The organism is Janthinobacterium sp. GW458P, from assembly GCF_002127585.1.
Classification (GTDB): Bacteria; Pseudomonadota; Gammaproteobacteria; order Burkholderiales; family Burkholderiaceae_D; genus Janthinobacterium.
Genome location: NZ_NEGZ01000013.1, coordinates 56,778 through 78,556 on the forward strand (window position 1 = coordinate 56,778; position 21,779 = coordinate 78,556).

Here is a 21,779-nt window from a genome sequence, read left to right on the forward strand (position 1 = left end):
ATTCCTTAAGGCATGGCAGTACAATTTAAATCAATGAGTGCAGGCTTCAATCGGAAAGCCACTCGCGGCGCTTAGCTGCGCGTGGCTTTTTTACTGTGATAACTGCATTTGTTACCGTCATGCGGGTGTGTTTTGCGAAATAGACTTTATGTTTGTTTCACAGAATTATTTATTCTCGCCGGTCTTGTGTTTTGGCAGCGAGCGCCAACATCGTAAACACGCTTTCTATAAGGTACGCCATGACAACTTCCAAATTAACTGAGCAAACTCAACTGCCGTTATTGCCGTTGCGGGATGTCGTCGTTTTCCCGCATATGGTGATACCGCTGTTCGTTGGCCGTCCAAAGTCGATCAAGGCGCTGGAAGCTGCGATGGAGCAGGGCAAGAGCATCATGCTTGCCGCTCAAAAAGCAGCCGCGAAGGACGAGCCATCTCCTTCGGATATCTATGAAATTGGCTGCGTCGCCAATATTCTGCAAATGCTGAAGCTGCCCGATGGCACCGTCAAGGTGCTGGTCGAAGGCGCGCAGCGTGCCCGCATCAACCACATCAGCGATGCGCCGACGCACTTCATCGCCGACCTGACGCCGCTCGAGTCCGAGCCGGGCGACGAGTCGGAAGTCGAAGCCATGCGCCGCGCGATCGTGCAGCAGTTCGACCAGTACGTCAAACTGAACAAGAAGATCCCGCCGGAAATCCTCGCTTCGCTGTCGGGCATCGACGACGCCGGCCGCCTGGCCGACACGGTGGCCGCGCACCTGCCGTTGAAACTTGAGCAAAAACAAGTCATCCTGGAAATTTTCAGCGTGGCCAAGCGCCTCGAGCACCTGCTGGGCCAGCTCGAAGGCGAACTCGACATCCTGCAGGTGGAAAAGCGCATCCGCGGCCGCGTCAAGCGCCAGATGGAAAAATCGCAGCGCGAGTACTACCTGAACGAACAGGTCAAGGCCATCCAGAAGGAACTGGGCGAGGGCGAGGACGGCGCCGACCTCGACGAGCTGGAGAAAAAAGTCGCTTCGGCCAAGATGCCGAAGGAAGCGCTGGACAAGGCCACCAACGAGCTGAAGAAGCTCAAGCTGATGTCGCCGATGTCGGCCGAAGCCACCGTCGTGCGCAATTACATCGACACCCTGGTCAACTTGCCTTGGAAAAAGAAATCCAAGGTCAATAACGACCTGTCGAATGCGGAAAAAGTGCTCGAAGGCGACCACTACGGCCTCGACAAGGTCAAGGAACGCATCCTCGAGTACCTCGCGGTGCAGCAGCGCGTCGACAAGCTCAAAGCCCCCATCCTGTGCTTCGTCGGCCCGCCGGGCGTCGGCAAGACCTCGCTGGGCCAGTCCATCGCCCGCGCAACGAACCGCAAGTTCGTGCGCATGGCCCTGGGCGGCGTGCGCGACGAAGCCGAGATCCGCGGCCACCGCCGCACCTACATCGGCTCGATGCCGGGCAAGATTTTGCAATCGCTGTCGAAAGTCGGCGTGCGCAACCCCTTGTTCCTGCTCGATGAAGTCGACAAGATGGGCGCCGATTTCCGTGGCGATCCCTCGTCGGCCCTGCTGGAAGTGTTAGACCCGGAACAGAACCACACGTTCTCCGACCATTACATCGAAGTCGATTTCGACCTCTCCGACGTGATGTTCGTGGCCACGTCGAACTCGTACAACATTCCGCCGGCCTTGCTTGACCGCATGGAAGTGATCCGTCTGTCCGGTTACACGGAAGATGAAAAGACCAGCATCGCGCAGCGCTACCTGCTGCCGAAGCAGATCAAGAACAATGGCCTGAAGGAAGACGAAATTTCGGTGGCCGAGTCGGCCTTGCGCGACATCATCCGCTACTACACGCGGGAAGCCGGCGTGCGTTCGCTCGAGCGGGAAGTGTCGAAGATCTGCCGCAAGGTGGTCAAGATGCTGCTGCTGAAGAAATCCGACAAGAAAGTCATCGTCAACTCGAAGAACCTGGATAAATTCCTCGGCGTGCGCCGCTATGATTTCGGCGTCGCGGAGAAAGAAAACCAGGTGGGCCAGGTGGTCGGTCTGGCATGGACGGAAGTGGGCGGCGATCTGCTGACCATCGAAGCTGTGTCGATGCCGGGCAAGGGCAATGTCATCCGCACGGGCACGCTGGGCGATGTGATGAAGGAATCGATCGAGGCGGCCCGCACCGTCGTGCGCAGCCGTTCCGCGCGCCTGGGCATCAAGCCGGACGTGTTCGAGAAGAGCGACATCCACATCCACGTGCCGGAAGGGGCGACACCGAAGGATGGTCCTTCGGCTGGCGCGGCCATGACGGTGGCCATGGTGTCGGTCTTTACGGGCATTCCCGTGCGCGCCGACGTGGCGATGACGGGCGAGATCACCTTGCGCGGCGAAGTGTTGCCGATCGGCGGCCTGAAAGAAAAGCTGCTGGCGGCCCATCGCGGCGGCATCAAGACGGTGCTGATTCCGGAGCAGAATGTGAAGGACCTGGCCGAAATTCCGGACAACGTCAAGAACAAGCTGGAGATCGTCCCCGTGCGCTGGATCGACAAAGTGCTGGAAATCGCCCTCGAGCGCATGCCTGAAGCGTTGACGGAAGTCGCTGCGGTGGAGGCTGTCACGGCCGCCGCGGCCAAGCCTGACGCGGCCGGCGAGGTAGTAAAACACTAACGTTTTACCCCTGTTTTCCCCAAACAAGCGCTTTTAGAGCGCTTGTTTTATATTGAAACGTGAATTGCGCCCCCAAAGCGCTTGACACATATACAGTGTGGCTTGTTTAATACGCCTGCACATTTTTTTCGCCGGACAGCTGTGGTGCCAAAAGTGCCGCAACGATACGGTAAACGTTTTATACCTTTGTAATTGGGGATGCTAGTGAACAAGACTGAATTGATCGACCACATTGCTGAAAAAGCTGACATTTCCAAAGCCGCCGCTGCGCGCGCACTCGACGCTGTTATCGGCGGCGTGACGGAAACTTTGAAAAACAACGACAGCGTGACCCTGGTTGGTTTTGGTACCTTCTCGGTGAGCGAACGTGCTGAGCGTACCGGCCGCAATCCGCGTACCAAAGAAGCGATCACGATCGAAGCTGCAAAAGTCCCGAAATTTAAAGCTGGTAAAGCTTTGAAGGATGCTGTAAACTAACGGACTTCGGTGAGGTGACAATCACCGGAAACATTTGGCGGCGCCTCCGGGTGCCGCGATTTCAGGATCGGAGTTCCTTGAATGACGATCCTGGATGCAAATGCAAGTAGTACTGTGTATTTTTCGGAGTGGTAGTTCAGTTGGTTAGAATGCCGGCCTGTCACGTCGGAGGTCGCGGGTTCGAGTCCCGTCCGCTCCGCCAAAAAAAATACGCTCTCAAGGAGTGGTAGTTCAGTTGGTTAGAATACCGGCCTGTCACGTCGGGGGTCGCGGGTTCGAGTCCCGTCCGCTCCGCCAGAATATAGAAACCCGCGCTGCCGAATAAGCAGCGCGGGTTTTTCTTTTATGCGCCCGATTATCTTTGCGCTTTCCCTTTTTAATTCCGCCGCCGCGCTTTTTTCGAATCGGGGGCGCGCGCATTTAAATCCGCTTTAAGCTTTGCCGTGTTTAATGTCCAGGCTGCCGTCTTGCCGGCCATGCGCGCGTGCGCTGATTTGCGGCGCGGCACGCGGCGCCGGGGCAGGGCGCGCGCCCTGATTTACTCTTGCTATAGCGCTATGGGCATTGTAGAATCAGGAGATAATGGCTTGGGCGTCAGAATCCTGCTTTAGTTCCAGCGCCAAGTTGTTGAATCTAAAGGGGAAGTGGACATCTGTCCCGTCCATTCCGCCGAAGAAATCAAGGCGAACGCATGTTCGCCTTTTTTTATAGTGATCCACTCATCCCGAATTGGCTGACCATGTTTGAATTTATTCGTACCCATCGACGCTTGATGCAGTTTCTTTTGATGCTGGTCATCGTCCCGTCTTTTGCACTGGTCGGTATCAGCGGCTACCAAAGCTTCGGCGACGGCGCGAACACCATCGCCAAGGTCGGCGACCAGGTCGTTACGCAGCAGCAATATGAAGAAGCGCAACGCCAGCAGATCGACCGCTACCGCCAGATGATGGGCGAGCAGTTCGACCAGAAAATGTTTGACACGCCGGAAGCCCGCAAGAGCATCCTCGACAACCTGATCGCCGAGCGCGCCGTGGCTGCCGAAGTGGGCCGCAGCCGCCTCGTCATCAGCGATGCCGTGCTGCAGAAGGAAGTGCTGGAAATCCCCGGCTTGACCTTGCCGGACGGTAAATTCGACCTGGAACGCTACAAGGCCATGCTGGCCGCCCAGGGCATGACGCCGCAGATGTACGATGCGCGCCGCCGCAGCGACCTGGCCCTGCAGCAGCTGGCCGGCGCCGTGCAAGGCACGGCCTTCGCGCCGGCCACCGTTGCCAAGCGCCTGTCGGACATCACCTCGGAAGAGCGTGAAGTGCAGGAACTGCTGTTGCCGCTCGCCCAGTACGTGCCGCAAGTCAAGGTCACGGACGCCATGGTCAAGGATTTCTATGAAAAGAACGGCAAGTTCTTCGCCATCCCGGAACAGGCAAAGATCGAATACGTGGTGCTCGATGACAGTGCCGCCGGCGAGCAGGTCGACGTCACCGACGCCGATGTGACCGGCTACTACACGAAGAACCAGAAAGCTTATACGACGCCGGAAGCGCGCCAGGCCAGCCATATCCTGGTTGCAGTCAAGAAAGACGCATCGGCCGCCGACAAGGCCGCCGCCAAGGCCAAGGCCGAAGCCATCCTCGCGGACGTGCGCAAGACGCCTGCCAGCTTTGCCGCCGTGGCCAGGGCCAAGTCCGAAGACCCGGCGTCCGCCGAGCAGGGCGGCGACCTGGGCGTGATCGGCAAGGATGGCCTGCCGGCGCCGCTGCTGAGCGCTGTCAACCAGCTCAAGCAAGGTGAGATCAGCGACGTCGTCGCTTCCGATTTCGGCTACCACATCCTGACCGTCACCTCGCTCAAGCCGCAGCACGTCAAGGCGCTGGACGAAGTACGGGGCGAAATCACGGCTGACCTGCGCAAGCAATTTGCAGCCAAGAAATATTCGGAAATGGCGGAAACCTTTACCAATACCGTGTACGAGCAATCGGACAGCCTCAAGCCGGTGGCCGACAAGCTGAAACTGAAAGTGGAAAGCGTCGCCAACCTGTCGCGCACGCCGTCGCCGGCACTGGGCAAGGCGCCGTTCAACAACGCCAAGTTCCTCGCCGCCATCTTCTCGAATGATTCGCTGAAGGACAAGCGCAACACGGAAGCCGTCACCGTGGCGCCGAACGTGCTCATTTCCGGCCGCGTGGTGGAGTTCAAGCCGGCAACGAAGCGTCCGCTGGCCGAAGTCGAAGCGATGATCCGTCAGCGCGTGACCATGGAAGAAGCGGAAAAGCTGGCGAAGAAGGCCGGCGAAACCAAACTGGCGGCCCTGAAGGCGTCGGGCGACGCCACCGGTTTCGGTGCGGCGCAATGGGTGTCGCGCAGCAAGCTTGACGGCATCAACCGCGCCGCCATCGCGCAAGTAATGAAGGCCGACACGAGCAAGCTGCCAGCCTACGTGGGCGTGGACTTGCCAGCCCTGGGCTACGGCATCTACCGCATCGGCAAGGTGCAGCAGCCGGCGCAAGTCGATGCGGCGCGCCGCCAGCAAGAGAAAGACCAGATCAGCGGCATCCTGGCGCAACAGGAAATGTTCGATTACGTTGAGTACCTGAAAGCCAAGGCCAAGGTGAAGATCGTCAAGCCGGTCACCGCACCAGCCGCCCCAGCGTCGGAAGCGCCGTAAGATTTAGTTTCCACGCATAAAAATAGCCGCTCTTGAGCGGCTATTTTTTTGTCTGCGAGTCGGGAACTTTATATAAGCCACCGGCGTAAGACTGGGGTCGGCCGCTTCGCGGTGGCAAGACGCTCCATTGGAGCGTCTTGCCACTCAGGGTCCGACCCCGGCAGTTCGGTCTTCGGGGTGAAAATTGAGTGAACTTATGAACCGGCTTACTTCGCCCCCAGCAACGGCGCCAGTTGTGGCCAGATATTTTTCAGGATCGCCGGATGCGCCTTGGCATTCGGGTGCATGCGGTCGGCCTGGAACAGCTGCGGCTGGTCGGCGATGCCTTCGAACATGAAGGGTACGAGCGGCGCCTTCCATTCCTTTGCCAGCTTGCCGTACACGCCATAAAATTGCTCGCCATAGGCGCGGCCGTAGTTGGGCGGCATGCGCATGCCCACCAGCACCACCTGCGCGCCTGTTTTCCTGGCCGCGTCGCCCATGGCGCGCAGGTTCGCTTCGGCGGCCGCCACGGGCAAGCCGCGCAAGCCGTCGTTGGCGCCCAGCTCGATCAGCACCACGTCCGGCCGGTGCCTGGCCAGCAGGGCGGGCAGGCGCGCGCGGCCGCCGCTGGTGGTCTCGCCGCTGATGCTGGCGTTGACGATGCGCGTGTCGTTCTTTTGCGCTTGCAGCCGCTGTTCCAGCAGCGCCACCCAGCCCGTGCCCCGCGCCAGCCCGTACTCGGCCGAGAGACTATCGCCGAGCACCAGCAGCGTTTTTGGTGCAGAATAGGCGTTCGTCATGCCTGACGCCAGGAGCAGGGCTGCCGCAGGAAGCAAGGACAGGGTGCGCCGCCGCAGGCGGTTGCCGCCCTTGACACTTATTTGTTCACGAAATTTCTTAAGATAGATCAGCATGCCCGAATTCCCTAAAGCGACTTCCACCAGTTTTCTCCCGTCCGAGACAGCAGCACGGCGGGCCGCCCAGCAGCCCGCCGCAAGCAACAGCCAAAACGGCCAAAATGCCCGGCCGGCCATCGAAGTGGTCCAGCTGGCCAAGCGCGTACCCGATGCCGATGGCGAGCTGACCATCCTGCATCAAGTCGATTTTACCGTGCAAACGGCCGAGACGCTGGCCATCGTCGGCGCCTCCGGTTCCGGCAAGTCGACCTTGCTCGGCCTGCTGGCGGGGCTGGACACGCCCAGCGCAGGCAAGGTGGTGCTCGACGGCACCGATATCTTCGCCCTCGATGAAGACGGCCGCGCCGGTTTCCGCAAGGACAAGCTCGGTTTCGTGTTCCAGTCCTTCCAGCTGCTGGCCCACCTGACGGCGCTGGAAAACGTCATGCTGCCGCTGGAATTGCGCGGCGACCCCGATGCGAAGGAAAAGGCGCAAGCCATGCTGGGCAGAGTGCACCTGGGCAGCCGCCTGAAGCATTATCCGAAATACCTGTCCGGCGGCGAGCAGCAGCGCGTGGCGCTGGCGCGCGCGTTCGTGACGGAGCCGCCGCTGCTGTTCGCCGACGAGCCGACGGGCAGCCTGGACGCCGCCACCGGCGAAGCCGTGATCCAGCTGATGTTCGAGCTGAACCGTGAACGGGGTTCGACCCTGGTGCTGGTCACGCATGACAATTCGATTGCGGCCCGCTGCGGCCGGACGATTACGATCTCAGCAGGCCGTTTGATCTAGAGCAGTGATCATGCCGACAAGGCATTGATCAGCTTGCGGATGGCCGGGATCAGTTCCCCGGCCGTCAGGCCGATGGGGCCGTTGCCCGCCGCCACCAGCGCATCGGCGGCCGCGCCGTGCAGCCATACGGCGCCAAGCGCCGCTTCCCATTCCGGCCAGCCCTGCGCCAGCAGGCTGCCGCACAGGCCGGACAGCACGTCGCCCGTGCCGGCCGTCGCCAGCGCGGGGCCGCCCGTGTTGTTGATGACGATGCCGCCATCGGGCGCGGCGATTACCGTGCCCGATCCTTTCAGGACGACGATCACGCCCAGCTGCGCCGCCAGCTGGCGCGCCGCGCCCGGGCGGTCGGCCTGCACCTCGGCCACCGTCAGGTCGAGCAGGCGCGCCGCCTCCAGCGGATGCGGCGTCAATATCGTCGCGCCCGCGCCCGTGCGCACGGCCAGCGCCGATTGCAGCTCCGGCTCGGCCGCCATCAGGTTCAGCGCGTCCGCGTCCAGCAGCAGCGGGCTGTCGCTGTCAATGGCACGCTGCAGCAGCTCCACCGTATCGGCGTCGTCGCCCAGGCCCGGTCCCGCCACCAGCGCGGCAAAGTGCAGGCCCGAGAAATCCACGTCCTGCGCACGGCGGCACATCAGTTCCGGCTGGCCGCTGTCAAACGCGGGCGGTGCGTCGGGAAAGGCGATGTACACTCTTCCCGCGCCCGCATGCAGGGCCGCGCGTGCCGCCAGGATGGGCGCGCCGGCCATGCCTTGCGCGCCGCCGATGACGGCCACGCTGCCGTAGCTGCCCTTGTGGGTGTTCTGGCGCCGTGGCAGCAAATGGCGCGCAAACAGGTGCAGGCCGCCCAGCTGCGCCCTGGCTTCCGGCAGCAGGGCGGGATCGATCGCCAGCGCCGCCACTTCCACTTCGCCCGCATGGTCGCGGCCATGCGCCGTGTGCAGGCCCGGCTTGTCGCCGATGAAGGTCAGCGTGTGCGTGGCGCGGATGGCCACGCCGTCGACGGCGCCCGTGTCCGCGTGCAGGCCGCTGGGCACGTCGAGCGCCAGCACGGGGCAATCGAGCTTGTTGACCAGTTGCGCCATGTCGCGGCATTCGCCGTCCAGGGGGCGCGTAGCGCCGATGCCGAACAGGCCGTCGATGACGAGGTTCCATGGCGCCGCGGCCACGGCGGCCGCAGCCGTGCTGGTGGCCGCCTCCATGCAGCGCGCGGCGCTGTTGCGGGCGCGGCTCAGCGCCACTTCGCGTTCGGGCGAGGTGGCGTGCGCCGCGGGCGCCAGCCAGAAGAGCACTTCGATGCCGCTGCCGGCCAGGTGGGCGGCAGCTTCGAGCGCGTCGCCGCCGTTGTCGCCGGGGCCGGCCAGCACGAGCGCGCGCATGTGGCCCGCGCTGGCGCGGTCTTCCTGCCCGTGCAGCAGCTTCAGGGCGGTGCTGGCGGCGGCCTGCCCGGCGCGCTGCATCAGGGCGCCCTGCGGCAAGGCCTGCGCTGCCGCCTGTTCGATGGCGCGGATGTCGGCGATGGTGTACAGCGGGGTGGCGGAGTCGATCAGGGTCATGGCGTCTTCCATTAGTCAGTATTCCTTCAACATAAGGCTGATCGGCGCGGAAGGCAAGGCGCGCACGCCTGCCGCGTGCCGCAAATTGTGCGGCTACAATAGCCATCTCACATAGCGCGGGAGGCAGGACGATGGACTGGCAATTCTGGATCGACCGGGGCGGCACCTTTACGGACATCGTGGCGCGCCGTCCTGACGGCAGCCTGGCCACCTGCAAGCTGCTGTCGGAAAACCCTGGCCAGTACCGCGACGCGGCGCTGGCCGGCATGCGCCAGCTGATGGGCCTTGCGCCGGGCGCGCCGCTGCCCGTGGAGCGGCTGGGTGCCATCAAGATGGGCACGACCGTGGCGACGAACGCGCTGCTCGAACGCAAGGGCGAGCCGACCGTGCTGGCCATCACGCGGGGGTTCCGCGACGCGCTGCGCATCGCCTACCAGAACCGCCCGCAGCTGTTTGCGCGCCAGATCATCTTGCCCGAACTGCTGTACGGCGCAGTGATCGAGATCAATGAACGCATGGGCGCCCACGGCGACGTCGTCATGCCGCTCGACGAGGATGCGGCCAGCGCGGCGCTGCGGCGCGCGCATGCGCGCGGCGCGCGCGCCATCGCCATCGTGCTGATGCACGGCTACCGCTACCACGCGCACGAGGCGCGCCTGGCGCAGCTGGCGCGCGAGGCGGGCTTTACGCAGGTGTCCGTGTCGCACGAGGTCAGCCCCATGATGAAACTGGTGGCGCGCGGCGACACCACCGTCGTCGACGCCTATCTGTCGCCCATCCTGCGCCGCTACGTCAATCAGCTGGCGATGGAGCTGCCCGGCGTGCACCTGCAATTCATGCAGTCGAACGGCGGCTTGACGGATGCGCGCGCCTTCCAGGGCAAGGACAGCATCCTGTCCGGCCCCGCCGGCGGCATCGTCGGCATGGTGCGCGCCAGCGCGCTGGCCGGCTTCGACAAGGTCATCGGCTTCGACATGGGCGGCACGTCCACCGACGTGTCGCATTACGCGGGCGAGTTCGAACGCGTGTTCGAGACGCAGATCGCCGGCGTGCGCATGCGCGCACCGATGATGAGCATCCACACGGTGGCGGCGGGCGGCGGCTCCATCCTGCATTTCGACGGCGCCCGCTACAAGGTGGGGCCGGACAGCGCGGGCGCCAATCCCGGCCCGGCCAGCTACCGGCGCGGCGGCCCGCTGGCCGTCACCGACTGCAACGTCATGCTGGGCAAGCTGCAGCCGGCCTTCTTCCCCCGCGTTTTCGGCCCCGATGCCGACGAAGCGCTGGATGCGGCCACCGTGCGCGCCCAGTTCGAAGCGCTGGCGCGCGCGGCGAGCGCCAGCGGCGGCGCGGCGACCACCGCGGAACAGGTGGCCGAAGGCTATATCGCCATCGCCGTGGGCAATATGGCCAACGCCATCAAGCAGATTTCCGTGCAGCGCGGCCACGACGTCACCGAATATACCTTGACCAGCTTTGGCGGCGCGGGCGGCCAGCACGCCTGCCTGGTGGCCGATGCGCTGGGCATGCGCACCGTCTTCATCCACAGCCTGGCGGGGGTGATGTCGGCCTACGGCATGGGCCTGGCCGACCAGAGCGCCATGCGCGAACAGGCCGTCGAAGCGGCATTGGGCGCATATCCGGCCCTGGCGCGCGATGTCGCGGCCCTGGGTGAACTGGCGCGCGGCGATTTGCTGCGCCAGGGCGTGGCGCTTGACCGCATCGCGCTCGTGCCGCGCGTGCACCTGCGCTACGAAGGCACGGATACGGCCCTCGTCGTGCCGTTCGATACGGTGCCTGGCATGCAGGCGCAGTTCGAAGCGGCGTACAAAAAGCGCTTTTCCTTCCTCATGCCGGCGCGCGCGCTGGTCGTCGAAGCCATTTCCGTGGAAGCCATCGGCGCGTCCGATGCGCCGCCAATGGCCGCGCCGGCCCATGCGCCCCGCGCAGGCGCGCTGGCGCCCATGGAAACGGTGGCCATGTACTGCGCCGGCGCCTGGCGCGACAGCGGCCTGTATGCGGCGGACAGCCTGCGTCCCGGCGACGCCATCGACGGTCCGGCCATCGTCAGCGACGCCAACGCCACCACCGTGATCGAGCCGGGCTGGCGCGCCGAGGTGACGGCGCACGGCCATTTGATCCTGCGCAGAGTGGAGGCCTTGCCCGCGCGCGTCGCCAAGGGTTTGCCAACAGCGACGCAGGCCGACCCCGTGATGCTGGAAATTTTCAATAATCTGTTCATGTCGATCGCCGAGCAGATGGGCCTGCGCCTGCAGAATACGGCCCATTCCGTCAACATCAAGGAGCGCCTGGACTTCAGCTGCGCCATCTTCGACGCCCAAGGCCAGCTGATCGCCAACGCGCCGCACATGCCCGTGCACCTCGGTTCCATGGGCGAGAGCATCCGCACCGTGATGACGCGCAATGCGGGCGCCATGCGGCCCGGCGACGTCTTCATGCTGAACGACCCGTACCACGGCGGCACGCACCTGCCCGACGTGACGGTGATTTCCCCCGTGTTCGATGAAAACGGCGAGGCCATCCTGTTCTATGTCGGCTCGCGCGGCCACCATGCGGACATCGGCGGCACCACGCCAGGCTCCATGCCGCCCGACTCCACGCGCATCGAGCAAGAGGGCGTGTTGATCGACAATTTCAAGCTGGTCGACGGCGCCACGGGGGCGATGCGCGAAGCGGAAACCCTGGCCCTGCTGGCGGGCGCCAGCTGGCCGGCCCGCAATCCCCGGCAAAACCTGGCCGACCTGCGCGCCCAGGTGGCGGCCAACCAGAAGGGAGCCGAGGAGCTGCATGGCATGGTCGCGCATTTCGGCTTGCCAGTCGTGCAAGCCTATATGGGCCACGTGCAGGACAATGCGGAGGAAGCCGTGCGCCGGGTCATCACCACCCTTAAGGACGGCAGCTATGCTTTGGCGCTGGACAACGGCGCGCAGATCAAGGTGGCGATCACGGTCGACGCGGCCCGGCGCAGCGCCGTCATCGACTTCACGGGCACCTCCGCCCAGCTGCCGAACAACTTCAATGCGCCGTCCGCCGTCTGCATGGCGGCCGTGCTGTACGTGTTCCGCACCCTCGTCGACGACGACATTCCCTTGAACGCGGGCTGCCTGAAGCCCTTGACCGTCATCATCCCGCCCGGCTCCATGCTCAATCCGCAGTACCCGGCCTCCGTCGTCTCGGGCAACGTGGAAACCTCGACCTGCATCACCAACGCCCTGTACGGCGCGCTGGGGGCCATGGCCGCCTCGCAGGGCACGATGAACAATTTCACGTTCGGCAGCGAGAAATATCAGTATTACGAGACGATATCGGGCGGCTCGGGCGCCGGCCCCGGCTTCGACGGCACGGACGTGGTGCAGACTAACATGACCAATTCGCGCCTGACGGACCCGGAAATCCTGGAATGGCGCTTCCCCGTGCGCCTCGACAGCTACAGCATCCGCGCCGGTTCGGGCGGGGCGGGGCGCTGGCAGGGCGGCAACGGCGGCGTGCGCCGGGTGCGCTTTCTGGAACCGATGACGGCCGCCATCCTGTCGAACAACCGGATTATTGCGCCGTTCGGCATGGACGGCGGCGCGCCGGGCGCGCTGGGGCGCAACTACGTCGAGCGCGTGGACGGCACGGTGGAGCAGCTGGCGCATATCGGCAAGACCGCCATGCACCCCGGCGACGTGTTCGTCATCGAGACGCCGGGCGGCGGCGGCTACGGCAAGCCGGAATAGGCGGTACCGGCGCCGGCGTTGGCCCCGCTCAGCTGCGCGCGCACCAGGCCCACGTCGCGCATGGGCGCGCGGCCGAACTGGCGGCTGTATTCGCGGCTGAACTGCGATTCGCTGGCGTAGCCGACGCGGTAGCCGGCCGTGCCGGCGTCGATCTGCTCGACCAGCATGAGGCGCCGCGCCTCCTGCAGGCGCAGCAGCTTCTGGTACTGCATCGGCGTCATGGCCGTAATCGCCTTGAAGTGGTGGTGCAGCGAGGACATGCTCATGTTCGCCATGCCGGCCAGGTGCTCGATGCGCAGCGGCTGCGCGTAATGGTGTTTGATCCAGTCGATGGCTTGCGCCACCTGGTGCGACTGGCTGCTGGCCAGCGCCATGTGGCGCAAACGCGCGCCCACGGGGCCGTTGAGCAGGCGGTAGGTCAGTTCACGGCGGATCAAGGGCGCCAGGGCGGCGATTTCGCCCGGTTTGTCGAGCAGGCGCACGAGGCGCAGCATGGCGTCGAGCAGCTCGGGCGAGACGTCGCTGACGGAAATGCCGCGCGTGGCGGGCAGGATCTTCTGCTGCGCGCTGCCAACCGCGCCGCCGGCGCTTTCGCTGTCGAGCAGGGCCGCCACGTCGGCGATGTCGATGCCCAGCACCACGCACAGATGCGGCTGTTCCTCGCTTGCCTGCGCCACGCGCACCTGCACGGGCAGGTCGACGGACGTCAGCAGATACTGCATGCGGCTGTAGTGGAAGGTGTCGCTGCCCAGGGTGACGTCCTTCGCGCCCTGCGCGATGATGGCCACGCTGGGGCGCGCCGCGTGGAACAGCGACTCCGTGACCGAGGACTGGCGGTGGAACGTCAGGTTGGCGATGGCCGTCGCGTAGTCGCCGTTGCGCGGCGCATGGCGGCTGATCAGGGCGGCGATTTCATCTTGCGGGAGGATCTGTGCGGACATGGGGGCAGTATGCGTCAGGCGGGGAGGGCGGGGCTTGATCTTACGCAGATTTGGAGGATCGTGCAAAGGTCTTGCAGGATCGCGGTAACGGCGGACCGGCATCTCGGGCACACTTGTGCAATCGCATGCATGGCACGCGTTCCCCTCGTCACACATTACAGATACAGGAGTTTTCATGAGCACCATCGCCAAAGGCTACGCCGCACTGGGCCCCGCCTCCGCACTGCAACCGTTCACGTTCGAGCGCCGCGCCCCGCGCGAAGACGACGTGGCCATCTCGATCAAATATTGCGGCGTGTGCCATTCCGACATCCACCAGGCGCGCGACGAATGGGGCGGTTCCGCCTTTCCCATGGTGCCCGGCCATGAAATCGCCGGCGTCGTCACGGCTGTCGGCGCCAATGTGAGCAAGTTCAAGGTGGGCGACCACGTGGGCGTGGGCTGCTTCGTCGATTCCTGCACCACCTGCAAGACGCGCAACGTGGACCTGGAACAGTACATGCCGGGCCTGATCCAGACCTACAACGGCGTCGAAGCGGACGGCAAGACGGCCACGCAGGGCGGCTATTCGGACAGCATCGTCGTCAAGGAAGGCTATGTGCTGTCGATTCCCGACAACCTGCCATTGGACGCGGCCGCGCCCCTGCTGTGCGCCGGCATCACCCTGTACTCGCCGCTGAACCACTGGAAGGCCGGCCCTGGCAAGCAGGTGGCCATCCTGGGCATGGGCGGCCTGGGCCACATGGGCGTGAAAATCGCCCACGCCATGGGCGCCGAAGTGACGGTGCTGAGCCAGACCCTGTCGAAGCGCGAAGACGGCCTGCGCCTGGGCGCCGACCACTACTACGCCACCAACGACGCGCAAACGTTCAGCAAGCTGGCCGGCACGTTTGATTTGATCATCTGCACCGTGGGCGCGGCCATCGACTGGAACCAGTACATCAACCTGCTGAAAGTGGACGGCAACATGGTCATCGTCGGCATCCCCGACGGCGCCGTGCCGCCGATCAGCGCCTTCGGCCTGGTGGGCGCGCGCCGCAGCCTGTCCGGCTCCATGATCGGTTCGATCAAGGAAACCCAGGAAATGCTGGATTTCTGCGGCAAGCACAATATTGTCTCGGACATCGAGATCATCCGCATCCAGGATATCAATGAGGCGTTCGAGCGCGTCGTCAAAAGCGACGTCAGATATCGTTTCGTCATCGACATGGCGTCGTTGGCTGAGTAATTTGACAAGGGGGCAGGCCCGCCGGGCCTGTCTCCCTTGGTCCCCGCCATCGCTTCATCCCCGCCAAAAATCAGGTTCCCGCGTCAATTGGCGTCGTCAGCAGCGCCCGCCATGCGGATCAACTGTGGCATGCACTGATCCTGCGCCTGCTGGCGCGGCAGCGCGGCCGCTGATCAAGGCAATGCCCGCAACTTGCTCAGCGTGCCGCTTCCGGCGCCGTCCAGACCAGGTTCCACAGGTGGCCATCGATATCCTCGAAGCCCTGGTCATACATGAAGCCATGGTCCTCGGGCGGATGCGGTATGCGGCCGCCGGCGGCAGCGGCCCTGGCGATCAGGCTGTCCACCTCTTCCCGGCTTTCGCAATTGAGGCAAATGACGACTTCATTGGCTTGCCTTGCATTCGCCACCGGCTTGTCGATCAGGGACTGGAAGAAGGGTTCGGTCGTCAGCATGGCCTGGATGGTATCGCCGACGATGTGCATGAACGCCGCGTTCTCTGCGCTGAAGCGGGGATTGAAGGCAAAGCCGAGAGCGGAAAAGAAGGCCCGGGATTTGTCCAGGTCCTTCACGGGCAGGTTGAGGATGATCTGTTTGTTCATGGTGCCTCCTTGCCAGGGTGGAATAGGGCGGACCAGGGGGAATGGGCAGGCGGCGCCTCATTCCTGCGGCTACGGTCCGTCACGACTGTACCTCATTTGACAGCGCAGCGGCAGTCAGTTCAATTCTGAGTGGCCGCAGCATGTTCAATTAATCAACATTATATATAAGTGCTTATGTAAATCATGCTACCATGGCTGCATGCAATCGTGACTGTGCACACCATCGTCGTGCGCACTTTTTCACACAACGATAAGACGATTCGTAGTCCAACTTGGAGGAAAGATATGTCAGGCAAAAGGAAGTTTGTCGCAGGCGTCGTATTGGGTGCCCTGTTGTCGTTGCCCGCCTTCGCGGCGCAGGACGCCGCCTTGAAAGCAGCCGATCGCGCCGCGGTCGTGCAGGCGCTGGCGGAGAAAATGAACGCGAATTACATCGATCCCGCCGTGGCCGAACGGGTCGGCAGCGCGATCGCCAGGAAAAATGCCGAAGGGGGCTATGCGAGCGCCGCCAGCGCGCAGGCGTTCAGTGCGGCCTTGGCGCAGGACTTGCGCGCATTGAGCGGCGACCTGCATTTCGGCGCCATGCTTGACCAAGGTTTCCGCGAGCGCGGCAACGCCGCCGAGGTGCCCGCGCGCGCCAGGATGGACGAAGCGCGCGAGCAGGCCGGGCGTTGGGGCTATGGCATCGAGAAGGTCGAACGCCTTCCCGGCAACGTCGGCTACATCGAGCTGCGCGGCTTCGGGCGCACGGAATTCGTCGGCCCGGCCTACTCGGCGGCCATGTCGCTGATGGCGGGAACGGAGGCGCTGATCCTCGACCTGCGCCGCAACGGCGGCGGCAGCCCGTCCAGCGTGGCTTACCTGATCAGCCATTTCTTCCCGCTCGGCGACGAGCGTCACCTGATCGACATATACAATCGCCCGAGCGATACGACACGGCAGATCTTTACCGTGGCGACGGTCGCCCAGCGTTACGACAAGCCCGTGTACGTGCTGACGTCGGCCCGCACGTTTTCGGGCGGGGAAGACTGCGCCTACAGCTTCCAGGCGCAGAAGCGCGGCACGGTGGTCGGGGAAACCACGGGCGGCGGCTCCAATCCCGTGGGCCGGTTCAGCGTGGGGCAGGGCATCGTGGTCGTGATTCCCACCTCGCGCACGACCAATTTCGTCACCAAGACCAATTGGGAGCACGTCGGCGTCAAACCGGACATCGCCGTGCCCGCGGCGCAGGCGCTGCAGACGGCGCATGTCGCCATCCTGCGCAACTTGGTGTCGTCCGAAAAGGACGGCGACGAGCGCAAGGAACTGCAGCGCGTGCTGGCGATGGCCGAGAAGGGGGAGTCCGACAAGCCTGTCTACACGCTCAGGGGCGAGCGTTGATCTAACCGCTGCGCGGGCGGGAAGTGCCGGCCCTGCGCGCCGGGTACGACGGTGACCGGCGCACACCCACGGCCAAGCCGGCGCGGCGCCGATACGCTGGGCACTGCGCCCGGTCAGGCGACCTGGAATGCGCACATGGCCAGATACAAGGCCCGCTGGGTGCTCACGGCGTGCGTGCAGCACGTGACGTCAGCGCCGGCTTTATCGTCCTCGAAGGCCGTCATGTACGGCGGTTTGGACCCCAAAGCGGACGTTTACAGATCGACTTCTCAAGTTCAAAGTCGTTGTTCAGCTAATCGTCGCCATCGCTAACGTCATGAGGACCATAGATGTCGAGATCGAACTTGATTCCGCGTGAACCAAGCGCAAGCATGGTTTCCGGACTGAGGGAGAGGCCGTCGTTCGTGCTCTGCATGAACGCGCCACAAAACATGTCTACGTCACAGGAAGAGGTCAGGGCCTGCCAGACCATGAGATCGTCAGTCATTTTGGCCATCAACCATTTGATCTGACCATCAAGGTCTTCCGGCTCCGTCCTATCAGCCGTAAGAAAGCAACTCCTGCAGGTCATTGTTCGCTCCCTTCCAGAAGGATACTTGATCACTTCTCCCTTTACTCTTGCTTGGGTTGGTTCGCATTTCAACATGCGCGAGATTTCCGCCGGCTGGAGTTTGTCACCAAAAATTCTTAGGCTTGCTGCTGATTGACGGAGTAGTCCCATAATTTAGTGTGATCGTTCGTTATACCGAGTTAAAAGGTCGGTTTCGGTTGATGCTTCAAAGTCCGTTTTTGGCCGATTACCGCCTAGCCGAAAACCTGTATATACCAATACATTTTCGGAGCAGCAAACCAACTTTCATTCCTGGCATTTCTAAACTGAGCCAGCTGTTTCATGGGTATTTGATACCGGGCAAAAAGCGCTAGCAAGTCCCGCAAGGACGCTTGACTGAGGTTCGAAGATTTCATCACAAGAGCATCCTGCTCCCAGCGAAGCGTGCCCGAAATTTGCATGCCCCACTCGAACAAATGTCGTTCGTCAAGTTGCGAGGCGAAGGTGATACCAGAACAGTCAAGTCGAACCATCAATTCTTTCCATTCTTTGCTCTGATTGCGGTCCAATGGCGCTTCTGGCCGCTTCTGGCCGACTTCGGTCGCTAGCGACTATATGCCCCAAAGCGGCAGGTACTGAATATGTCTATGCTCGCTTGCCACGTTGACATGAAAACATCAGAAACTCAACATTTTCTGGTTCCGCAAGCCACCTTGCTGCGATTTCGGCGCCGGGATTTTCTACGTTCAGTACGGCTATGTCGGATTGCCACTCTTTATCGTCCGGATTACCGAATCCGACCTTGCAGCCGGAATGAATAAGGGCATTGACCACGCGTGCCACGACTGACGGAAGCTCGTCACTTGTATAGTTCGCCCACCGAACCTCCGCTAGTGATATATCCGAACCAATATAACTTATGGCAAGGTGACATTTTTCGCTTGCGCCTCTGTTGCGATCTTGGATTCGAGCAGTTTCCACGCTCGTTCTAACGCAGCATATAAAACATCGGCTTTACTGATGGTAGTTGGTCCAAGCAAACAGTTGGCACGTATTTCAGCAGATTTGTTGCCACCAGCCATGAAAGGAATACCGTCCAATGACAATAGTTGTACCTTGAAATCGCTGGCAGCTTTCTTGCGTTCGGCCTCCAGCGCTCTGGCGTCGTCATCGGTAATGCTGGCCTTGACCATAAAGACTGAAGCCTCCACCTCTGTCCATGTACCTGCTTTAATCAGCACAGCTTTCATCCCATTCAGCTTGGCGCGGTAGTACTTATCCTGGTTTTTGAATTTTTCTAGCGCGCCATTCAATTCGCCCTTAAAGCCTGCAGCATACTGCTGTGCGAATTCGGGGCGATCACAGTCCTCGTTATGTCCCGCTTGAGCTTGAGTATTCAGCAAGGAGGTCGATAGCAGTAGCGCAGCGGAAATTATTCTCATGAATATGGACTATAAAATAATGATTATGACATTGGTCCGCAATGCGGCTATGTCTGTTATTGGCCGCAAACGGGCTCCAAGCAAGCTACATGCCCAGCCTGGCTAAAAAGTGGTGCCTGCTAAGGCGCAGGCGAAGATGACACTGCCGGGGCGCTGGCGTTCACGCCATCGATAAAGCCTTCAGAAAATTCATCCCATGCGCCGCAGACCAGCCACAGACAAGCTGCGAAGGCAAGCAGTTTTCGATCGTTTTTCCTGAAGCCGAAAATGAGCAGGGCAGCACCTGCGACAAAGAATAAGGGAGTGACAATATACATGCAGAGCCTTCGATTGATTGTTCATTGCTAATTTTCATAAACAGCCAGACGCACTGCGACAGCGTCGCGTCATGCCCGGGCGGCTCGTGGTTGCGAGCAGCAGGGTAACAAATTGCCAAGAGGAAAAATTCACACATTGTCACATGGGTGCGCATGGGCGCCAGCCCAGGCTCGGCACAGGCCGGCGCATGCGATTGTTGCTTTTCGATTAATGAAAAGGTGTTGTCAGGCGCGCTCAACCCGAAAGCAGGGGGTGGGGGCTGACCTCCAGGGCCGCCCCCCGGAAGATAAACAGGCCAGCGAGCAGGCGCCAGTCAGGTCGCAATACCGTACTTGTGCTGCGTGGCCGCATACTGCTGCCGGAGCGACTCCAGCTGCGGATGCCTGGGGTCGATCTTGCGGATCATCTGCATCTGGTGCTGCGCCTGTTCGGCCAGCGGCGCTTCCCAGCCCAGCATATTGAGCTGGCGCAAGATGGCGTCGACGGAAGCGAACAGCACGGGCAGGTTGCCAGGCGTCTTGCGCAGGGCCTGGCGCAGCACGAAGACGGCGCCCTTGAGCTCTCCGCTTTCCGCCTTGCTGGCCGCGTCCTGCATCAGTTCCTGCACCTGGTGCGTGATTTGCTGGCCCATGCCTTGCGCCAGGTCATGCCGGCCCGCTTTCTCAAACACGTCCACGGCCGCTTCCATCGTCACGTCGCTGTCCGCTTCATTGACGAGTTTCATCATGACCTCGGACGCCGCCTGCTCCAGGTTGTTCTTCAGGCAGCTCTGCACGAGGCCCACCTTCAGCTGGGTCGACAGGCCGTGCGCGCCGTCGAGGGCGGCGGCGGCCAGCTGCAGTTCGTTGGCGGCGGCGATGTCGTTGCCCGACAATTCATGCAGCATGGCGGCCGAGATGGCGCGGCACGCTTCCACGTTGGCGTCGCCGCGCAGCGAGCGCTCCATGTCGCGCAGCACGCCGCTGGCCTGTGGCGCGTCGCCCTTCTTGACCAGCGTTTTCACCAGGTTGACGTGGTCTTCCGGGTCGCGGAACTCCGAATACTTGGCTTTGGTGACCACCTGCTTGTAGGCCCGCTCGGCCGCGCCTATGTCGCCCGTGTCGAAGGCGATGCCGCCCAGGTGGCGCAGGCGGCGCACCATGTGCGGCGAAATGGCCACCGCGTCCTCAAGGATTTTCTTCGCCTGTATCTGCTGGCCCATGGCTTCGTGGTTTTTCGCCAGCAAGTCGTAGGCGGCCATGTAGCGGGGATTGACTTCCACCAGTTCCAGCAGCGCGTCCTGCGCCTCTTCGTGGCGCTGCTGTTCGAACAGGGTGCGCGCCAGTCCCAGGTGGGCCCAGGCCATGGGGCGCGAGGCCAGCATGTCGGCGTAGATCTGTTCCGCTTCCGTCCATTCGCCGAGCGACAAATGCAGCTCGGCGCGCAGGCGGGCGAAATCGGCCGCCAGGCGCGGGTGCTGCAATTCGGCCGCGCGGCAGCTCTTCACGGCTTCGCGCAAATCGCCCTTGTCGATCAGCTGGTAGGTGGGCAGGAAGAGGGCGCGCCGTTCGATGGCGCGCGCGATGCGCCCGCTCAGCACATCGACGGTAAACGGCTTCAATATATAGTCGGACGGGGTCAGCTCGGCCGCGCTGATCACCTTGCTGTGGATGGCTTCCGACGTGAGCATGATGAAGATCGTCCACAGGCCGATCAGTTTGTGATGGCGCAAGTCTTCCAGCAATTGCTGTCCATCCTGGCCGTCCGTGCCGCTGCCCAGGTCGTATTCGCACAGGATGATGTCGAACGGCTTCTTCGTCAGCAGGCGGATGGCCGTGCCGGAATTGATCGCGTATTCCACCTTGGTGATGGCCGCCTGGTTCAGCATATTGTGCAGATTGCCCCGCATGCTGGGGTTCGGGTCGACGATCAGGACAGATAAGTCGCTATGTTCTGGCATTGTTCAGCTCTCGTTCATCTGTGTGGTCATCCGCGGCGCCATTCTTGTATGTGCCTGGCAGAATTGTTTTTTGTCAGCATACTGCAAAGCCGCCCGGCCTTGCCAGCAAAATGCATGCAATCGGGCATCGGGCGCGGGGGCAGGCGTGCCCGGCGGCGTCCGGCGTTGTATTTCACGACATGGGCAGCTGTCGCAAGGGCGCTGCGCCTCTCGTTCGGCGCGCAGTTGACTAGCGTGATAGTATTCTAAAAGCAACTATCGTTGGCTGCCGCGCCATGCCGCGGCCAGGATGCGCAAGGCCGTAGCGGGCGGCTTGTCTCTGTCCGGTGTTGATACCCGTCATGCGCGTTGCTGATCTTTGCGCCAGCGCCGCCGCCATGCCCCTCGCGCCTGGCGGCGACAGCGCACGGCAGCACGCCTGTATTGGTGTCGATCGGCAAGGGCGTGGCCGAACCGGAGCGGGGATGTTGCAAGTTGGCAAAAACTGCCGGTTTCAGGGGCAAAATGGCCGCAAAGCCATAAGTTCCGGTAATAAAGCAGGGGTAAAACGGGTATAATGCGCGCAAAGGAAATTTGCCGTACGAAAGATATTGTCATACCTACCTTTAACCCGCAGCCACGCTGCA

16 protein-coding genes and 2 tRNA genes are annotated in these 21,779 nt (G+C 62.5%); 9 read left to right on the top strand and 9 right to left on the bottom strand.

Translation table 11 applies throughout. From position 1 onward, the window contains the following. The first annotated feature begins 239 nt into the window (after positions 1 to 239). From lon to CBW50_RS10575, 5 genes are all read left to right on the top strand, one after another. Complete coding sequence (gene lon / locus CBW50_RS10555) at positions 240 to 2,651, top strand: endopeptidase La (protein ID WP_071323759.1); 2,412 nt, start codon at positions 240 to 242, stop codon at positions 2,649 to 2,651. Positions 2,652 to 2,855: 204 nt separating this feature from the next. Continuing rightward, positions 2,856 to 3,128, top strand: coding sequence for an HU family DNA-binding protein (locus CBW50_RS10560; protein WP_010398442.1), 273 nt, complete (start codon positions 2,856 to 2,858; stop codon positions 3,126 to 3,128). Between the two features lie 125 nt (positions 3,129 to 3,253). After that, positions 3,254 to 3,330 (top strand) — tRNA-Asp (locus tag CBW50_RS10565). A gap of 18 nt (positions 3,331 to 3,348) precedes the next feature. Next, positions 3,349 to 3,425, top strand: a tRNA-Asp gene (locus tag CBW50_RS10570). Between the two features lie 442 nt (positions 3,426 to 3,867). After that, entirely contained in the window at positions 3,868 to 5,793 is a 1,926-nt protein-coding gene (locus CBW50_RS10575) for a SurA N-terminal domain-containing protein (RefSeq protein ID WP_172404726.1), read from the top strand. A gap of 206 nt (positions 5,794 to 5,999) precedes the next feature. Here CBW50_RS10575 and CBW50_RS10580 read toward each other — a convergent pair whose 3' ends face one another. Then, positions 6,000 to 6,689 carry an arylesterase gene (locus tag CBW50_RS10580; RefSeq protein ID WP_086145495.1) on the bottom strand — a complete coding sequence of 230 codons (690 nt, stop codon included), beginning with the start codon at positions 6,687 to 6,689 and terminating at the stop codon, positions 6,000 to 6,002. Between the two features lie 124 nt (positions 6,690 to 6,813). On the opposite strand from CBW50_RS10580, the gene CBW50_RS10585 reads away from it, so the two are divergent. Continuing rightward, the gene (locus CBW50_RS10585; protein WP_216356343.1) at positions 6,814 to 7,461 is read left to right on the top strand and encodes an ABC transporter ATP-binding protein; all 648 of its coding nucleotides are present in this window, start codon (positions 6,814 to 6,816) and stop codon (positions 7,459 to 7,461) included. A gap of 8 nt (positions 7,462 to 7,469) precedes the next feature. Here the strand turns inward: CBW50_RS10585 and CBW50_RS10590 are convergent, their stop codons facing one another. Beyond that, positions 7,470 to 9,014 (bottom strand): NAD(P)H-hydrate dehydratase, encoded by a 1,545-nt coding sequence (locus tag CBW50_RS10590; RefSeq protein ID WP_086145521.1) that lies wholly within the window; start codon positions 9,012 to 9,014, stop codon positions 7,470 to 7,472. Between the two features lie 131 nt (positions 9,015 to 9,145). On the opposite strand from CBW50_RS10590, the gene CBW50_RS10595 reads away from it, so the two are divergent. Further along, entirely contained in the window at positions 9,146 to 12,754 is a 3,609-nt protein-coding gene (locus CBW50_RS10595) for a hydantoinase B/oxoprolinase family protein (protein ID WP_086145496.1), read from the top strand. On the opposite strand, the gene CBW50_RS10600 is transcribed toward CBW50_RS10595, so the two are convergent. After that, positions 12,736 to 13,695, bottom strand: a complete 960-nt coding sequence (locus tag CBW50_RS10600) for an AraC family transcriptional regulator (protein WP_086145497.1) — start codon at positions 13,693 to 13,695, stop codon at positions 12,736 to 12,738. The genes CBW50_RS10595 and CBW50_RS10600 overlap by 19 nt on opposite strands. A 175-nt stretch (positions 13,696 to 13,870) precedes the next feature. Here CBW50_RS10600 and CBW50_RS10605 point away from each other — a divergent pair, with 175 nt between their 5' ends. Then, positions 13,871 to 14,923: an NAD(P)-dependent alcohol dehydrogenase gene (locus CBW50_RS10605; protein ID WP_086145498.1), complete on the top strand. Its 1,053-nt coding sequence runs from the start codon at positions 13,871 to 13,873 to the stop codon at positions 14,921 to 14,923. A 196-nt stretch (positions 14,924 to 15,119) separates the two neighbouring features. On the opposite strand, the gene CBW50_RS10610 is transcribed toward CBW50_RS10605, so the two are convergent. After that, the gene (locus CBW50_RS10610; RefSeq protein ID WP_086145499.1) at positions 15,120 to 15,524 is read right to left on the bottom strand and encodes a VOC family protein; all 405 of its coding nucleotides are present in this window, start codon (positions 15,522 to 15,524) and stop codon (positions 15,120 to 15,122) included. Between the two features lie 369 nt (positions 15,525 to 15,893). Here CBW50_RS10610 and CBW50_RS10615 point away from each other — a divergent pair, with 369 nt between their 5' ends. Further along, positions 15,894 to 16,904 (top strand): S41 family peptidase, encoded by a 1,011-nt coding sequence (locus CBW50_RS10615; protein ID WP_172404727.1) that lies wholly within the window; start codon positions 15,894 to 15,896, stop codon positions 16,902 to 16,904. A gap of 292 nt (positions 16,905 to 17,196) precedes the next feature. On the opposite strand, the gene CBW50_RS10620 is transcribed toward CBW50_RS10615, so the two are convergent. The 5 genes from CBW50_RS10620 to CBW50_RS10635 form a co-directional block, all read right to left on the bottom strand. Further along, complete coding sequence (locus CBW50_RS10620; protein WP_086145501.1) at positions 17,197 to 17,625, bottom strand: DUF4279 domain-containing protein; 429 nt, start codon at positions 17,623 to 17,625, stop codon at positions 17,197 to 17,199. Positions 17,626 to 17,708: 83 nt separating this feature from the next. Then, complete coding sequence (locus tag CBW50_RS10625; RefSeq protein ID WP_139842465.1) at positions 17,709 to 18,023, bottom strand: hypothetical protein; 315 nt, start codon at positions 18,021 to 18,023, stop codon at positions 17,709 to 17,711. Positions 18,024 to 18,371: 348 nt separating this feature from the next. Continuing rightward, entirely contained in the window at positions 18,372 to 18,857 is a 486-nt protein-coding gene (locus CBW50_RS10630; protein WP_086145503.1) for a hypothetical protein, read from the bottom strand. A 199-nt stretch (positions 18,858 to 19,056) separates the two neighbouring features. Beyond that, a complete protein-coding gene (locus tag CBW50_RS29330) occupies positions 19,057 to 19,452 on the bottom strand; it encodes a hypothetical protein (protein WP_172404729.1) in 396 nt (131 codons plus the stop codon). Between the two features lie 75 nt (positions 19,453 to 19,527). Beyond that, positions 19,528 to 21,153 carry a tetratricopeptide repeat-containing response regulator gene (locus CBW50_RS10635; protein ID WP_086145504.1) on the bottom strand — a complete coding sequence of 542 codons (1,626 nt, stop codon included), beginning with the start codon at positions 21,151 to 21,153 and terminating at the stop codon, positions 19,528 to 19,530. Positions 21,154 to 21,779 lie beyond the last annotated feature (626 nt).